This window comes from Nonomuraea sediminis (genome assembly GCF_018531495.1).
Taxonomy (GTDB): Bacteria; Actinomycetota; Actinomycetes; order Streptosporangiales; family Streptosporangiaceae; genus Nonomuraea; species Nonomuraea sediminis.
The window spans coordinates 107864-123014 of sequence record NZ_JAHDTI010000018.1 but is presented as its reverse complement, the minus strand read 5'-3'; the positions used below and the strand labels follow the sequence as shown (position 1 = coordinate 123014).

The window sequence follows — 15151 nt, the reverse complement described above, 5'->3', positions numbered from 1 at the left end:
TTCCCCCGAGTTCGCTCACCTTCATTCATCGAAAATCCAACAAATCGGACTGTCAAACAACAGTCTTATGTCGGAAGTCCTACGGCCCGCTCTCCGCTGCGCCGTTGCTGGATGACGACCGCGATGACCAGCAGCGCGCCCTGGGCCACGTTCTGCCAGAACGTGCTGATGCCGTGGAAGGTCAGCCCGTTCTCCAGCGCGCCCAGCAGGACGACCGCCAGCAGCGTCCCGCCGACGCCGCCCTTGCCGCCCTTGAGCGCGCACCCGCCGAGCGCGGCCGCGGTGATCGCCTTCAGCTCCAGCCCGGTGCTGCCCGAGGTGGGGTGCCCGGAACCGATGCGCGCGGTCAGGATGACCCCGGCCACCGCCGCCACGATCCCGGCCAGCACGTAGACGGCGATGAGGTACTTGTTGATGTCGATCCCGGCCAGCCGGGCCGCCGTGTCGTTGCCGCCGATCGCGTACAGGTTCCGCCCGATGTCGGTGTACTTCAGCAGGACGTGTACGGCCAGCGCCACCACCGCCAGGATCCACACCATCGTCGGCAACCCGAGGACAGCGCCGCGCGAGATGAAGATGAACACGTCGTCGCCCAGCACGTACCCCTGGGCCGCCCCGCCCGACAGCAGTTGCGCGAGCCCCTTGTAGGCGGCCAGCGTCGCCAGCGTGGCGATCACCGCGTTCACCCGCCCGTAGACGATGATCACGCCGTTGACCAGCCCCAGGAGCACCCCGACGACCAGCGCGGCACCCATGCCCAGCCACGGGTTGCGATCGGTGGCCATGAAGGTCATCGCCGACACCACCGAGGCCACGCCGGTGGCCGAACCCACCGAGATGTCCAGCGCGCCGCAGATGATGACCACGGTCTGCACGACCGCGAGCAGCCCGGCGATCGTCACCGCGTCACCGATCACGCGGATGTTGCTCCAGGCCAGATATCCCGGGTCGAGCACGCCGAACAGCGCGGCGACCATGACGATGGCCAGCACCAGGATGAGGTTCTGCGCGCCCACGGCGGCGATCGCGGTCACCAGCCTGCTCCGCCGCCGCTCCACCTCGGGGGCGACGGATTGCGTGCGGGAGGTCATAGCTCGCCTTCCAGTCCCATGGCCAGTGTCAGGATCGCTTCCTCCGAGGCCCGCGCCCGGGAGAGCTCGCCGGCCACCCTGCCGTTCCGCATCACCAGCACCCGGTCGGCCAGGCCGAGCACCTCGGGCAGCTCGGAGGAGACCACCAGCACGGCCACGCCGTCGCGGGCCAGGTCGGCGACGATGTGGTAGATCTCCGCCTTGGCGCCCACGTCGATGCCCCGGGTGGGCTCGTCCAGGATCAGCACCTTCGGCCTGCGGGCCAGCCAGCGCGCCAGCACCACCTTCTGCTGGTTGCCGCCCGACAGCTTGCGCACCTCGTGCTCGATCGACGGGGTCCGCACCCGCAGGCGGCCCACGAACTCCCGCACCGCCGCCCGCTCGGCGCCGCGCCTGATGAAGCGGAGCGTCCGCAGCCGGTCCAGGATGACCAGCGAGGTGTTGTCGCGCACGGTCCGCTCCAGGAACAGCGCCTGCGCCTTGCGCTCCTCCGGGGCGTAGCCGAGCCCGGCCCGCACCGCGTCGCCCGGGTGGCGCAGCCTCAGGACCCGGCCCGCCACGCTCACGGTGCCCGAGCGGATCGGCAGGTCGCCGGTCAGCGCCCTGGTCAGCTCCGAGCGGCCCGCGCCGACCAGCCCGGCCAGTGCCACCACCTCGCCCGCGCGCACCTGGAGGCTGATGTCGTGGACGTCGTCGGTGGTGACGTTCCTGACGTCGAGCACGACCTCGCCTGCCGGGACGTCCGGTCGTTCGAACATCGCCGACAGGTCGCGGCCCACCATCATGCGGACGATCTCGCCCTCCGTGGAGGCCGCGGCCTGCCGTACGCCCACCAGGGAGCCGTCGCGCAGGACGGCGATGCGGTCGGCGAGCCGGAAGATCTCCTTGAGGCGGTGCGAGACGTAGACGATGGCCATGCCCTGCTCGCGCAGCCGGCCGATCAGCGCGAACAGCGCCTCCGTCTCGTGCTCGCCGAGCGAGGAGGTGGGCTCGTCGAAGGCGATCACCTTGGCCTCGCCCGTCAGCGCCCGCAGGATCTCCACGAGCTGGCGCTGCGCCGGAGTGAGCGCCGAGCCCGGCGTGCCGGGGTCGAGCGCGTGCTCGAAGCCCAGCCGCGCCAGGTCGTCGCGGACGTGGGCGTTCAGCGCGGCCCGGTCCAGCAGGCGCCCCCGGCGGCGGGGCAGGGCGCCGGCGTAGACGTTCTCGGCCACCGTCACGTGCGGGATGATCTCCGGCTCCTGGCCGATCACCCGGATGCCCGCGCGGCGGGCGTCGGCGGGGGAGTGCAGGTCGAGCGGACGCTCGTCGAGCAGGACCCGGCCCGCGTCGGGACGGTGGTCACCGTTCACGATCTTGATGAGCGTGGACTTGCCCGCGCCGTTCTCGCCCATCAGCGCCGTGACCTGCCCCGCGGGGAAGTCGACGGTGACTCCCCGCAGGGCCTGGACCCCGGCGAAGTGCTTGGACAGGTCCTCTACGCGGAGCACTTGACCCCTTCTGCCTGCCAGTTGCCCGGGTCGACCATCTTGGTGGGGGCGAAGGCCTCGGGCGGCATCGTCTTGCCGCTCTTGATGTTGTCGTACATCGTCTGCACGGCCAGCTTGCCGACCTCGTAGCCGTTGATGAACAGGGCCGCCTTCATGCCCGTGGGCTTGCCGCTGTTCCAGTCCTTGCAGGCCAGGTAGGCGCCGAGGCCGACGCCGATGATGTTGCCGGGCTTGATGCCGGCGTTCTGCATGGCGGTCACCCCGCCGCTGACGTTCTCGTCGTTGCAGCCGAGGATGACCCAGTTCTTGACGCCGCGGTTGCCGCTGATCGTGGCCGCGACCTTGTCCTGCGCCCCGGTCGGGGTGTTGTCGGTGCCGACCTCGATCACCTTCTCGCCGCTGATCCCGGCCGCCTGCTCGAACTTGGGCACGGCCGCCTTGACCCGGTCGGTGCACACGGTCACGTCCTGCTGCCAGGCCGTGATGACCGCGGTGTCCTCCTTCTTCCAGCCGGCCTTCTTGAACTCCTCACCCGCGCGGGTGCCGACCGCCTCGCCCATCTGGGTGCCGGAGAAGCCCACCCGGGGCACCAGCTTGTCCTTGGCGCACGTCGACGGGTCCGGGGCGTCCACGCACACCTGGTCGTCGGAGGTGAGCAGCGGGATGCCCGCGTCCTTGGCCAGTTGCACGACCTGCGGGCCGACCGCGGGGGCGGGGACCACGATGACGATGCCGCCGACCTTCTTGCCGATCGCGGCCTGCGTCTCGCTGACCGCCTTGTTGGTGTCCTCGCCCAGGTCCACGACCTGCAGGTCGACGCCGAGCTCCTTGGCCTTGTCCCTGGCGCCGTTGGCCTCGCCGATGAAGTACTCCTGGTCGCCCTGCTTCTGCAGGTAGGCGATGGTCACCTTGCCCGACTGCTGCTGGGGAGGCCGGCTCGCGGTGGTCGCTTCCTTGCCCGACGAACAGGCTGCCACTCCGATCGCGAGGACGGCCAACACGGAGACCAGTCTCATGGTCTGCTCGCTTCCTCTAGAGCCCCGAAGTAAAGAAGGTTTCTTATTAGGAGCCTCCACAACTCCCCAGAACCGCGCAAGACCCACCACTAGATTTGTGGAAAAGCTGTGACATGATGCGGTCCGAGGCATGTCGGAAACTGTGGGAACCTGGTGATGCGATGCTCGCCCGGCAACGACAGCAGGCGATCCTGGACCTGGTCCGGCTCAACGGCGGCGTGCGCGTCGCGGACCTGGTCCGCGAGTTCGGCGTCTCGGACATCACGATCCGCCGCGACCTGGAGGTGCTGGCCGAACGCGGCCTGCTGGCCAAGGTGCACGGCGGCGCCACCACGCTCGACGCGGGTTCCACCGACGAGCCCGGCTTCGCCGCCAAGTCCGGGCAGCAGGAAGCCGAGAAGCAGGCCATCGCCAGGGCCGCCGCCCGGCTGGTACGGCCGGGCAGCGCGGTGGCCCTGTCGGCGGGGACCACCACGTGGACGCTGGCACACCACCTGGCCGCCACGCCGGGGCTGACCGTGCTGACGAACTCGATCAGGATCGCCGACGTCTTCCAGCGCGGCGGCCGCCCCGACCAGACGGTCGTGCTCACCGGCGGCACGCGCACGCCCTCCGACGCGCTCGTCGGCCCCGTCGCGGTCGCGGCTGTCCGCCAGCTCAACGTGGACGTGCTGCTGCTCGGCGTGCACGGCATGACCGTGCGGGCCGGCTTCACCACGCCGAACCTGATGGAGGCCGAGACCGACAGGGCCATGGTCGAGGCCGCGGGCCGCCTGGTCGTGCTGGCCGACCACACCAAGTGGGGCACCGTGGGCATCAGCACCATCGCCCGGCTCGGCGAGGCCGACGTGCTGGTGTGCGACGCCGGCCTGCCGGAGTCGGCCAAGAGCGCGCTCGCCGAGCAGGTCGGCGAGCTGATCATCGCCTAACCCTTGGTGGCGCCGCCCGTCAGCCCCTTGACGAACTGCTTCTGCAGCAGCAGGTAGAAGATCAGGATCGGCAGCGTGGCCAGGAACATCAGCGCGAACATCCCGCCGAAGTCGGCCGCGTACTGCCCCAGCGACTTGTAGATCCCCGTCATGATCGTCGTTCCCTCGCGCGGGCCGTAGATGATCAGCGGGTTGAGGAAGTCGTTCCAGATCCACACCCCCAGGAAGATCAGCACGCTCGCCGTGGCGGGCCGCAGCAGCGGGAAGACGATCCGCCAGAACGTCTGCCAGCGCGAGGCCCCGTCGATGGCCGCCGCCTCCTCCAGTTCCTTGGGCACCCCCTTCATGAAGCCCGAGAACACGAACACCCCGAACGGCACGTAGTAGCCGACGTTGAACAGGACCAGCCCCTGCAGTGTGGACATCAGCCCGAAGGCCTTCAGCACCTGCGTGATCGGGATGAGGATCACCTGCGGCGGGATCATCAGCCCGCACAGCAGCAACACCATGATCGTCTTGGACCACCAGGTGGACTTCCTGGCCAGGTAGTGCCCGAGCATGGCCGACAGCACCGTCAGGATCACGATCGACAGGCCGGTCACGATCACGCTGGTCCGCAGCGACGACCAGAACAGGCTGTCCGGGCTGGTCAGCACGCGCACCAGGTTGTCCAGCGTGGGCGGCGCCGGCAGCGACATCGCCCCCGCCGCGACCTCCCTGCTCGGCTTGAACACGTTGATCAGCGCGATGTAGAGCGGGATGAAGAACAGCCCGCCCACCACCAGCGCCACCAGCGAACGCCTCACAGCTGCACCTCCCTCCGCTGCAGGATTCTCAGAGCCAGTACGGCCAGCGCCGCGATGATCACGAGCATCACCACGGCCTCGGCGCTGGCGTAACCGGTGCGGTTCTCCACGAATCCCTCCTGGAGGATCACGAAGGCCACCGTCGCCGTGGTGCCCGTGCCCGGCCCGCCGTTCGTGATCACCTTCACGTGGTCGAAGATCTTGAAGGCGGAGATCAGCAGGACCACCGTGTTGATCGTCAGCGCGGGAGCCAGCAGCGGCCAGGTGATGCTGCGGAAGCGCCGCACCGGCCCGGCCCCGTCGATGGCCGCCGCCTCGGCCAGGTCCTGCGGCACGCCCTGCAGCCCTGCCAGGTAGACCACCACGCAGAAGCCGAGCATCTGCCAGCAGACGATGGACGACAGGGAGTAGAGCGCCAGGTCGGGATCCGACAGCCAGCCAGGTGGCTGGCGCACGCCGAGCCCGCGCAGCGCCTGGTTGATCGGCCCGTCGTCGGCCAGGATGCGCGTCCAGATCACGCTGATGACCACCGAGCTGATGACCATCGGCGTGAAGAACACGCTGCGCAGCGCGTTGTAGAGCCAGCCCTTGCGGTCGAGCAGGACGGCGATGGCCACCCCGAGGACGTTGGGCACGATCACCACGATCAGGGTGAGGATCGTGGTCACCCTCAGCGACTGCAGGAAGGTGTCGTCCTGCAGCAGCAGCTTGTAGTTGCGCAGCCCCACGAACTGGGTCTTCGGCCGCAGCAGCGCCTGGTTGGTCAGGCTGTAGCCGAAGCTCAGCCCGATCGGCAGCACCACGAAGCAGAAGTAGATCAGCGTGCCGGGGGCGGCGAAGGTCAGGAAGTGCCAGAGCCCAGGCCCCCGGCCGGGCCGCGCGGGCGCCTGCGCGTGCCTGGGCTCACGGCGTATCTCGGTGTCGACCGCCATCGCGTCAGCCGGACTTCTCCCACTCGGTATCCAGGAACTGCAGCGCCTGGTCGACGGTCTTCTTGCCGCTGACCAGGTCCTGCGCCGTGGACCAGAACTTGCCCTGCATGCCGGGCAGCATCGCCGCGTCGCCCGCCTCCCACGAGAACGCGGGCACGGTCGCGTTGGACTGCTGCGCCTGCTGCCACAGGTCGTAGGTGGCCTTGAACACCGGGCCCGTGTCGGACGGCGGCGTGTAGCCCTTGATCGCCGGGAACAGCGCGTCGGCCTTGACCGAGGCGTCCAGGTTCTCCTTCTGCAGCTGAAAGGCCAGCGCGAACTTCTTGGCCGCGGCCGGGTTCTTCGCGCTCGCGCTCACCGACAGCCCGCCGCCCGTGAACGTCGGCATGTGCAGGCTGCCGTCGTCGCTCGGCCAGGCGAACACGCCGATGTCATCCTTGATCGGCGACTTGTCGGCCGCCGCGGCGAACCAGCTGCCCATCGGGTACATCGCGCCCTGGCCCGCCAGGAACGCCTCCTGCGTCTTGGGGTAGTCCTGACCGATCTGCCGCTTGTCGATGTAGCCCTTGGCCGCCAGGTCGGCGAACTTCTGCGTGGCCGCCTTGAACCCCGCGTCCGTGGCGAACTTCACCTCACCGCCGCGCCGCTTGGCCATCCAGTCGGGCGCCTTGGCGTACAGGTCGTTGGCCAGCAGCGCCGTCCACGGCTGCGAGGTGACGAACACGCCGCCGCTGACGAACGGCGTGATGCCCTTGCCCTTCAGCTTCTCGGCGTCGGCCAGCAGCTCGGCGTAGGTCTTGGGCGGGGCGGCGATCCCGGCCTTCTGGAAGAGCTTCTTGTTGTAGTAGACGTTGGGGATCGTCTGGGTGTTGGTCGGCAGCTGCAGCACCTTGCCGTTGACGGCGCCGCAGGTGGGGCAGAGGAAGTCCTTGAGCTCCTCCTGCGACCAGGTCGCCAGGTTCGGCTCGAGCGCCACCAGGTCCTGCATGCCGATCTGCACGTCGGGCAGCTGGCCCGAGGCCGCGAGCTGCTTGGCGTAGTCGTTGCGGTCGGACTCCGAGGGGGCGGAGACCAGCTCCACCTCCAGATCCGGATTCGCCTTGGTCACCAGGTCGACCTGGGCCTTCCAGTACGACTCCGGGAGGTTGGGCGAGGGGAAGACGAGGAAGGAGACCTTCTGTTTCCCGGGGGCCGACGACGACGGCGCCGTCGAGCTCTGAGAGCCGCCACCGGACGAGCACGCGGTGAGGCCCAACGCCGCGGCTAACATCGCCGCGAACATTCTGTGCACTGTGGTCACCCTCCTGAACCGCCGGATCGTTAAGAACTCTTACTATCAAGAGGTAGGATCACTAGTATGTGATTCGGCCCACAGCTGTCAAGAGAAGGGCCCCAGAAGGGCAAAAGATAGGATCACTTCACACGCCGTACGGCATGCCAAAGAAACCCCGCGAACCGGGGTGAGCGGAGATCGGACGTCAGGAGCCGTAGAGGGCGTCGACGTCCTTGGCGAAGTCGCGCATGACCACGGCGCGCTTGATCTTCAGCGTGGGCGTCAGGTGGCCCGACTCCTCGGTGATGTCCACGTCGAGGATAGTGAACTTCTTGACCTGCTCGGCATGCGACACCGTCCGGTTGGCGGCGTCGACGGCCGACTGGACCTCGGCCAGGATCTCCGGGTCCGTGCGCAGCTCGGCCAGGGTCGCGCCGGGCCGGTTGTGCGTCGCCTTCCAGTGGTCGAGCGCCTCGGGGTCGAGCGTGACCAGCGCCCCCACGAACGGCCGGCCGTCGCCGACGACCATCGCCTGGGAGACCAGCGGATGGGCGCGCATGACGTCCTCCATCGGCCCGGGCGCCACGTTCTTGCCCGCCGCCGTGACCAGGATCTCCTTCTTGCGCCCCGTGATGCGCAGGTAGCCGTCGGCGTCCAGGTCGCCCAGGTCGCCGGTGTGGTACCAGCCGTCGGCGTCGCGCGAGGGCGTGTCGTTGTTCCAGTAGCCGTCGAAGACGTGCCGGCCCTTGACCAGGATCTCGCCGTCCTCGCCGATGGCGATCGTGACGCCGGGCAGCGGCTTGCCGACCGTGCCGAACTTGTTGGCGCCCGGGATGTTCACCGTGGAGGGCGCGGTGGTCTCCGTCAGCCCGTAGCCCTCGAGGATCTCGATGCCCACGCCGTGGAAGAAGCGGCCGAGCCGCTCGCCCAGCGCGCCGCCGCCGCTGATGCAGTAGCGCAGGTGGCCGCCGGTGGCCGCGCGCAGCTTGCCGTACACCAGCCGGTCGAACAGGGCGTGGCGCAGCCGCAGGCCGAGGCCTGCGCCGCCGGAGGACTCGGCCTTGCTCCACTCCACGGCAGTCTCGGCGGCCCGCGCGAAGATCTTGCCCTTGCCGGACGCGATCGCCTTCTGCTCGGCGCCGATGTAGACCTTCTCGAACACCCGCGGCACGCCCAGCATGAACGTGGGCTGGAACGAGGCCAGGTCGGGCGCGACGTTCTTCATGTTGGGCGTGTGCGCCAGGATCGCGCCCGACTCGATCACCGCGACCTGGATGAGCCGGGCGAAGATGTGCGCCAGCGGCAGGAACAGCAGCGCCGACGGCTCGGGGATGGTGAACAGCCGCTCGGCCGGACCGTGGATGGCGTTGCGCGCGGTGAACAGCAGGTTGTCGTGGGTGATCCGGCAGCCCTTGGGCCGTCCCGTCGTGCCGGAGGTGTAGACGATCGAGGCCAGGTCGGCCCCGCCGACCTGGGAACGGCGCTCCAGGACGTCGGCCTCGGACACGTCCTGCCCGTCGAGGGCGTCCTCGACGCCCCACACGAGCTTGAGGTCGGGCGCGGCCTCGCCGATCGCCGCCAGGTGCGGGTCGAGTTCGTAGAAGGCGGCCTTGGCGCCGCTGTCGGACAGGATCCACCTGACCTGCTCGACCGAGGACGTCTCGTAGATCGGCACCGTGACCGCCCCGACCGACCAGATCGCGTAGTCGATCAGCGTCCACTCGTAGCGGGTGCGCGACATCAGCGCGATGCGGTCGCCGTGCTCGATCCCCGCCGCCACCAGGCCCCTGGCCAGCGCCACCACCTGGTCGCGGAACTCGCCCGCGGTGACGGCGGACCAAGCCCCGTCCACCTGGCGCCGCATGATCACGGAGCCGCGCTCCTGCTCGCCGCGGCGGAACACGGTGTCGCTCAGGCTCGCCGAGGCGGGCACATCCACCAGCACGGGGACGCTGTACTCGCGCACGAAGCTCACTCCTCGTCGGGGGACGTCCTTCCCGAATCACTCTAGTGGCCACCTGCTCGTAGGATTTCCGCATGCGGGTCCATGTCGTGAGCGATGTCCACGGAAGGGCCGACGCGCTCGCGCGTGCGGGCGACGGCGCGGACGCGCTGATCTGTCTGGGCGATCTCATCCTGTTCATCGACTACGAGGACAACGCCCAGGGCATCTTCGCCGACCTGTTCGGCGCAGCCAAGGCCGAGGAGTTCATCGCGCTGCGCACGGCACAGCGCTTCGACGAGGCCAGGGCCATGTCCGCCGCGCTGTGGGCGAGCCTGGACGGCGACCCGCGCGACCACATCGAGCGCAACGTCAGGAAGCAGTACCAGGCGCTGTTCGAGGCCATGCCCGAGCCGGCCTACCTGACCTACGGCAACGTGGACGTGCCGCGCCTGTGGGCGGACTACACCAAGGACGGCCACCACGTGCTCGACGGCCAGACCGCCGAGATCGGGGGCTGGCGGTTCGGGTTCGTGGGCGGCGGGCTCAGGACCCCGTACCGCACGCCGTACGAGATCAGCGACGAGGAGTTCGCGGCGAAGGTGGCCGCGGTCGGCGAGGTGGACGTGCTGTGCTGCCACATCCCGCCGGCGGTGCCCGAACTGCTCTACGACACGGTGGCCCGGCGCTTCGAGCGGGGCAGCGAGGCCACGCTGCAGGCGATCAGGGAGACCCAGCCGCGCTACGCCCTGTTCGGACACGTGCACCAGCCGCTCTACCAGCGCACCCGCATCGGCAGGACCGAATGCGTGAACGTCGGCCATTTCCGTGGAAAGGGCGTCCCGTACATCCTCGAATGGTGACCCGAACGGTAACGTTGTCGCATGGCTGATCGCACCCGTTCCAGCATCACGATCGACGCCGACCGCGCCAGCGTGATGGCGGTCATCGCGGACTTTCCCGCGTACCCCGAGTGGGCCGGGCAGGTGAAGAGCGCCGAGGTCCTGAGCACCGACGAGCAGGGCAGGCCGGCCGACGTCAAGTTCGTCCTGGACGCCGGGGTGATCAGCGACACCTACACCCTGGGCTACCACTGGGACGACGACCAGCGGGTCACCTGGCAGGTGGTCGAGACGGGCAAGATGATCGCCAAGCTCGCCGGCAGCTACACCCTCAGCGGGCGCACCGAGGTGACCTACGAGCTGGCGGTCGACCTCAAGGTGCCGATGATCGGCATGATCAAGCGCAAGGCCGAGAAGGTCATCGTCGACACCGCGCTCAAGGGGCTGAAGAAGAGGGTCGAGCGCCAGTGAGGGTCCTGCTCTTCACGGGCAAGGGCGGCGTCGGCAAGACCACCGTCGCCGCCGCCACCGCCACGCTCGCGGCCAGGCGCGGGCTGAAGACGCTGATCGTCTCCACCGACACCGCGCACTCGCTGGCCGACGCGCTCGGCGTCGAGCCCGGCGAGGTCGCGCCCGGCCTGCACCTGCACCAGGTCGACACGCAGAAGTCGCTGGAGCGCCACTGGGGCGAGCTGCAGGAATACGCCCGCGGCCTGCTGACGGAGCTGGGCCTGGACCAGGTCACCTCCGAGGAGATCACGGTGCTGCCCGGCGCCGAGGAGGTCATCGCCCTCCTCGAGCTGCGCGAGCACGCCCAGGAGGGCCGCTGGGACGTCATCGTCGTCGACTGCGCGCCCACCGCGGAGACGCTGCGGCTGCTGGCCCTGCCCGAGGCGCTCGACTGGCACGTCACCCGCCTCCTGCCGGTCGGCCGCAAGATCATGAAGGTCGTATCGCCGTTCATGAAGACCGTCGCGCGCGTCAGCGCCCCCGGCGAGGAGGTGATGAGCGCGGGAGAGCGCTTCCACCGCGGCCTGATGGAGGTCCGCGAGCTGCTCACCGGCGAGCACGCCTCCGTCCGCCTCGTGCTGACCCCTGAGTCGGTGGTGCTCGCCGAGGCCAGGCGCACGCTCACCTCACTCAACCTGTACGGCTACCGCGTCGACGCCGTCGTGGCCAACCGGGTCTTCCCCGCCGGCGGCGCCGACGAGTGGCGCTCCCAGTGGGTGGCCGCCCAGTCAAGGCTGCTGACCGAGGCCGAGGAGTCCTTCGCGCCGCTGCCCGTGCACGTCGTGCCCTACCTGCCCGCCGAACCCGTGGGCGTGGACGCGCTGGCCAAGGTGGGACAGGACCTGTACGGCGACAGCGACCCGTTCGCCCGCCCCGACGTGGAGCCGCCGCTGCGGCTGTCGGCCGACGAGCTTTCGCTGGCCCTGCCCGGCGCCGACCGCGACGAGGTGGACCTGGGGCGCAAGGGGGACGAGCTGATCGTGACGGCCGGGCCGTACCGCAGGATTCTGGCCTTGCCCGCGGCGCTGGCCCGCAGGAAGATCAGCGGGGCGGCGCTCCGCGACGGCGTCCTGCGGGTACGGTTCGTCTCAGGAGGGCCTGATGACTGACAACAGCAACGAGCGGGATCCGATCGGGACAGTGGCCGAAGAAGCGCGCAAGCTTTTCGACACGATCCAGGGCAAGGCCACGCGCCATGTCGGCAAGACCGTGATCAACACCGTCACCGGAGGCGGCGGCGGTGGCGGGCGCAGGGAACGCGACGTGTGGGAAGAGGCGGTGTCCGAGCCCGAGCACGAGGAGTACATCTGCCGCGCCTGCCCGGTGTGCCGGGCGATCGCGGCGCAGCGCGAGTCCGGCTCCGACGTGACCGGGCACCTGGTCGCGGCGGGCGGCGAGCTGTTCGCCGCGGTGCGCGGCGCGCTGGACGCGCTGAGCAGGCCGGCCCCCCGCAGGCCGCGCGACGACCGCAGTCGCGACAACGTGGAACACATCGACCTGGGATAGGGGTGGCGGGGCATGCTCACGATCGGAGTGGACATCGGCGGCACCAAGGTGGCCGCGGGCGTGGTCGACGAGGACGGCAAGATCCTCCAGGAGGCGTTGCGGCCGACCGCGGCCGACCGGCCCGACGTGGTCGCCGAGACCGTCGCGGACGTGGTCCGCGAGCTGTCCTCCGGCAGGGAGATCGAGGCCGTCGGCGTCGGCGCCGCCGGATTCATCGACGAGACCCGCTCGATCGTGCGCTTCGCCCCCAACCTGGCCTGGCGCGAGGAGCCGCTGCAGAAGAAGATCACCGACCTGGTGGGCCTGCCCGTCGTGGTGGAGAACGACGCCAACGCGATGGCCTGGGGCGAGACCAGGTTCGGCGCGGGCCGCGGCCAGACGCACGTCATCTGCATCACCGTCGGCACCGGCATCGGCGGCGGCCTGGTCTTCGACGGCAAGCTGTTCCGCGGGCGCTGGGGGATGGCCGCCGAACTCGGCCACATGCAGGTGGTGCCCGGCGGGCGGCCCTGCGGCTGCGGCAACGACGGCTGCTGGGAGCAGTACGCCAGCGGCAACGCGCTCGTGCACGACGCCCGCTACCTGGCCGACGTGCAGCCGCAGCGCGCCAAGATCCTGCTGGAGCTGGCCGACGGCAAGATCGAGGGCGAGGAGGTGACCGAGGCCGCCCGCAAGGGCGACGAGGCCTCGCTCAGGGCCTTCGCCAACATCGCCGACTGGCTCGGCCAGGGCATGGCCGACCTGGCCGCCGTCCTCGACCCCGGCTGCTTCATCATCGGCGGTGGCGTCTCCAGGGCCGCCGACCTGTTCATCGACCGGGCCCGCGAGGCCTTCGCCGCGCGCCTGACCGGCCGCGGCCACCGTCCCGTCGCCGAGGTCAGGCTGGCCGAGCTCGGCCCGTGGGCGGGCGTGGCCGGTGCCGCGGATCTGGCCAGGCAGCGCTGACGGGACTACATTCCGTCCGTGACGGTCCTGCGGATCGGTACCTACAACGTGCGCAGCATGCAGGACAGCGTGCCCGCGCTCGTGCGCGTCATCACCGCCATGCGGCCCGACGTGCTGTGCGTGCAGGAGGCGCCGCGCTTCTTCAACTGGCGCGGCAAGCGCACCGAGCTGGCCCAGGCCTGCGGCATGACGGTGGCGGCGGGTGGCCGCCTCGGCGGCGTCGCCGTCTACGCGGGCCCGCGCGCCCGCGTGCTGTACGCCCAGAACCAGGTCCTGAAGGTCTTCCTCGGCCTGGAGATCCGCGGCATGGCGCTGGCCGTCCTCGAGGTCGACGGGGTACGGCTGGCCGTCGGCTCGATCCATCTGGACCTCAACGCCCCCGCCCGCCTCTACCACGTCAACGAGGCGATGGCCCTGCTCGACAGGGCCGCGGAGAGCCAGGGCGCCATCCCGGTGATCGCCGGTGACCTCAACGAGCAGGAACACGAGCCCGCCTGGCGCTACCTGGCCGGAAAGCTGGCCGACTGCTACCCGGCCGCGCCCAGGGGCAACGGGCTGACCTTCACCGCCCGCCAGCCCAAGGAGCGCATCGACGCGATCTTCGCAGGGGCCGGGCTGTCCGTCGTCTCGTGCGGTGTGCCCGAGGCCGAGGCCGCCGATCTGGTGGCGGCCACGGACCACCTGCCAGTGGTCGCTGAGCTCACTGTTGCCCCCTGAGGGGCGTGAGAGGTCAGGCAACCCGTACCATTTGCTCATGACCCGTCGCTCTCGGCGGCGTGTGCTCTCCCTGACCTTTGTGCTGGCTTTCGCCCTGCCGCAGGTCCAGGCCGCGCACGCTGATCCACGCCCCGTCACGGTGGAGGCGTGGCAGCACTCGATGAGCGCTCGCCTGGACTCCGACGGCTCGCTGTCCGACGTGTTCGCACTGTCGGCCAACGATGTGTGGGCCGTCGGCCAGCAGGGCATCTGGGACGTCTGGCAGAACCGGGGCACGATCCGCCACTGGAACGGGACTTCGTGGGCCGAGGCCGCCATCCGCGACGCGACCGGCGCCGACAACCTGCGCGGGGTGACCGCCACCTCGCCCTCCGACGTGTGGGTGGTCGGCGACGGGCACGACGGCGTGCCGTACCTGGCCAACGGCGACGTGACCGGGTTCGACCGGGTCAGGCCGCAGCAGTTGCGGGTCGGCGACTGGCTGGGCGGCATCGACGCCAGGCCGGGGCGGGTGGTGGCGGTCGGCAGCCGCGAGAACAACGGGCTCATCGTCACCGGCGAGCGCGGCGCGTGGACGGCGCAGGCCACCAAGGAGAAGGGCACGCTCTACGCCGTCTCGGGCATGTTCGCCGTCGGCGACAACGGCAACGTCCCGCTGATCCTGAAATATGCCGATAATGCATGGAAATCCGTGCCGGTGCCCTCGATTCCCGGCGGCTACCTGCGCGACGTCCAGACCGACGGCGCCAAGCGGGCGATCGCGGTGGGTGGCGTCCACACGGCCGACGGCCGGGTGGACCCGCTCCTGCTGGCGTGGGACGGCAAGAAGTGGGAGCGGCAGAAGACGGCCGCGGGCCGCGCCCGGCTCTACGGGGTCACGGACGACGGCAAGGGCCGGTTCTGGATCGCCGGCTACGACCCGGCCCAGCCGGCGGAGGCGTTCGTGCTGCGCTGCGAGAAGGGCGCCTGCACCACCCTGCGCGGCGAGCCGGTCAAGGGCCGTAGCAGCGTCCGGCTGCAGGCGGTGACCTACCTGCCGGGCAAGGGCGCGGTGTGGGCCGTGGGCCACTCGGTCGACAGGAACGACCGCTACACCGACGTGGTGGAGTCCTTCGGCCCCAAGGCGCCGGACCCGACGGGCTTCTGACCGCCAGG

At 70.1% G+C, this 15151-nt stretch carries 15 protein-coding genes; 8 read left to right on the top strand and 7 right to left on the bottom strand.

Features of this window, described 5'->3' with window-relative positions:
- Positions 1–65: 65 nt before the first annotated feature.
- Genes KIK09_RS49855 through KIK09_RS49845 form a run of 3 tightly spaced genes read right to left on the bottom strand, consistent with a single transcriptional unit; the run spans position 66 to position 3594 of the window.
- Entirely contained in the window at positions 66–1091 is a 1026-nt protein-coding gene (locus KIK09_RS49855) for an ABC transporter permease (protein ID WP_214326619.1), read from the bottom strand.
- Positions 1088–2578, bottom strand: coding sequence for a sugar ABC transporter ATP-binding protein (locus KIK09_RS49850; protein WP_214326618.1), 1491 nt, complete (start codon positions 2576–2578; stop codon positions 1088–1090). The genes KIK09_RS49855 and KIK09_RS49850 overlap by 4 nt, the downstream gene beginning before the upstream one ends.
- Entirely contained in the window at positions 2566–3594 is a 1029-nt protein-coding gene (locus KIK09_RS49845) for a substrate-binding domain-containing protein (protein WP_214326617.1), read from the bottom strand. Before KIK09_RS49845 ends, KIK09_RS49850 begins: the two co-directional genes overlap by 13 nt.
- Positions 3595–3755: 161 nt before the next feature.
- Here KIK09_RS49845 and KIK09_RS49840 point away from each other — a divergent pair, with 161 nt between their 5' ends.
- Entirely contained in the window at positions 3756–4523 is a 768-nt protein-coding gene (locus tag KIK09_RS49840; RefSeq protein WP_214326616.1) for a DeoR/GlpR family DNA-binding transcription regulator, read from the top strand.
- Here KIK09_RS49840 and KIK09_RS58720 read toward each other — a convergent pair.
- The 4 genes from KIK09_RS58720 to KIK09_RS49820 all read right to left on the bottom strand — a co-directional run bounded on the left by KIK09_RS58720 (position 4520) and on the right by KIK09_RS49820 (position 9500).
- Complete coding sequence (locus tag KIK09_RS58720) at positions 4520–5329, bottom strand: carbohydrate ABC transporter permease (protein WP_214326615.1); 810 nt, start codon at positions 5327–5329, stop codon at positions 4520–4522. The genes KIK09_RS49840 and KIK09_RS58720 overlap by 4 nt on opposite strands.
- Positions 5326–6261: a carbohydrate ABC transporter permease gene (locus KIK09_RS49830; RefSeq protein WP_214326614.1), complete on the bottom strand. Its 936-nt coding sequence runs from the start codon at positions 6259–6261 to the stop codon at positions 5326–5328. Before KIK09_RS49830 ends, KIK09_RS58720 begins: the two co-directional genes overlap by 4 nt.
- Positions 6262–6265: 4 nt before the next feature.
- Positions 6266–7543 carry an ABC transporter substrate-binding protein gene (locus KIK09_RS49825; RefSeq protein ID WP_214326613.1) on the bottom strand — a complete coding sequence of 426 codons (1278 nt, stop codon included), beginning with the start codon at positions 7541–7543 and terminating at the stop codon, positions 6266–6268.
- 196 nt (positions 7544–7739) lie between these two features.
- The gene (locus tag KIK09_RS49820) at positions 7740–9500 is read right to left on the bottom strand and encodes an AMP-dependent synthetase/ligase (protein WP_214326612.1); all 1761 of its coding nucleotides are present in this window, start codon (positions 9498–9500) and stop codon (positions 7740–7742) included.
- 71 nt (positions 9501–9571) lie between these two features.
- Here KIK09_RS49820 and KIK09_RS49815 point away from each other — a divergent pair, with 71 nt between their 5' ends.
- From KIK09_RS49815 to KIK09_RS49785, 7 genes are read left to right on the top strand one after another with little or no spacing between them, the layout of a single operon-like run.
- Positions 9572–10339 carry a metallophosphoesterase family protein gene (locus tag KIK09_RS49815; protein ID WP_214326611.1) on the top strand — a complete coding sequence of 256 codons (768 nt, stop codon included), beginning with the start codon at positions 9572–9574 and terminating at the stop codon, positions 10337–10339.
- A 21-nt stretch (positions 10340–10360) separates the two neighbouring features.
- Positions 10361–10789 carry an SRPBCC family protein gene (locus KIK09_RS49810; RefSeq protein WP_214326610.1) on the top strand — a complete coding sequence of 143 codons (429 nt, stop codon included), beginning with the start codon at positions 10361–10363 and terminating at the stop codon, positions 10787–10789.
- The gene (locus tag KIK09_RS49805) at positions 10786–11937 is read left to right on the top strand and encodes an ArsA family ATPase (protein ID WP_214326609.1); all 1152 of its coding nucleotides are present in this window, start codon (positions 10786–10788) and stop codon (positions 11935–11937) included. Before KIK09_RS49810 ends, KIK09_RS49805 begins: the two co-directional genes overlap by 4 nt.
- On the top strand, positions 11930–12334 hold the full coding sequence (locus KIK09_RS49800; protein ID WP_214326608.1) for a DUF5304 domain-containing protein: 405 nt from the start codon (positions 11930–11932) through the stop codon (positions 12332–12334). Before KIK09_RS49805 ends, KIK09_RS49800 begins: the two co-directional genes overlap by 8 nt.
- A gap of 12 nt (positions 12335–12346) precedes the next feature.
- Positions 12347–13279, top strand: a complete 933-nt coding sequence (locus tag KIK09_RS49795) for an ROK family glucokinase (protein WP_214326607.1) — start codon at positions 12347–12349, stop codon at positions 13277–13279.
- 18 nt (positions 13280–13297) lie between these two features.
- The gene (locus KIK09_RS49790; protein ID WP_214326606.1) at positions 13298–13996 is read left to right on the top strand and encodes an endonuclease/exonuclease/phosphatase family protein; all 699 of its coding nucleotides are present in this window, start codon (positions 13298–13300) and stop codon (positions 13994–13996) included.
- Positions 13997–14033: 37 nt separating this feature from the next.
- A complete protein-coding gene (locus KIK09_RS49785) occupies positions 14034–15143 on the top strand; it encodes a hypothetical protein (RefSeq protein ID WP_214326605.1) in 1110 nt (369 codons plus the stop codon).
- Positions 15144–15151: the final 8 nt, after the last annotated feature.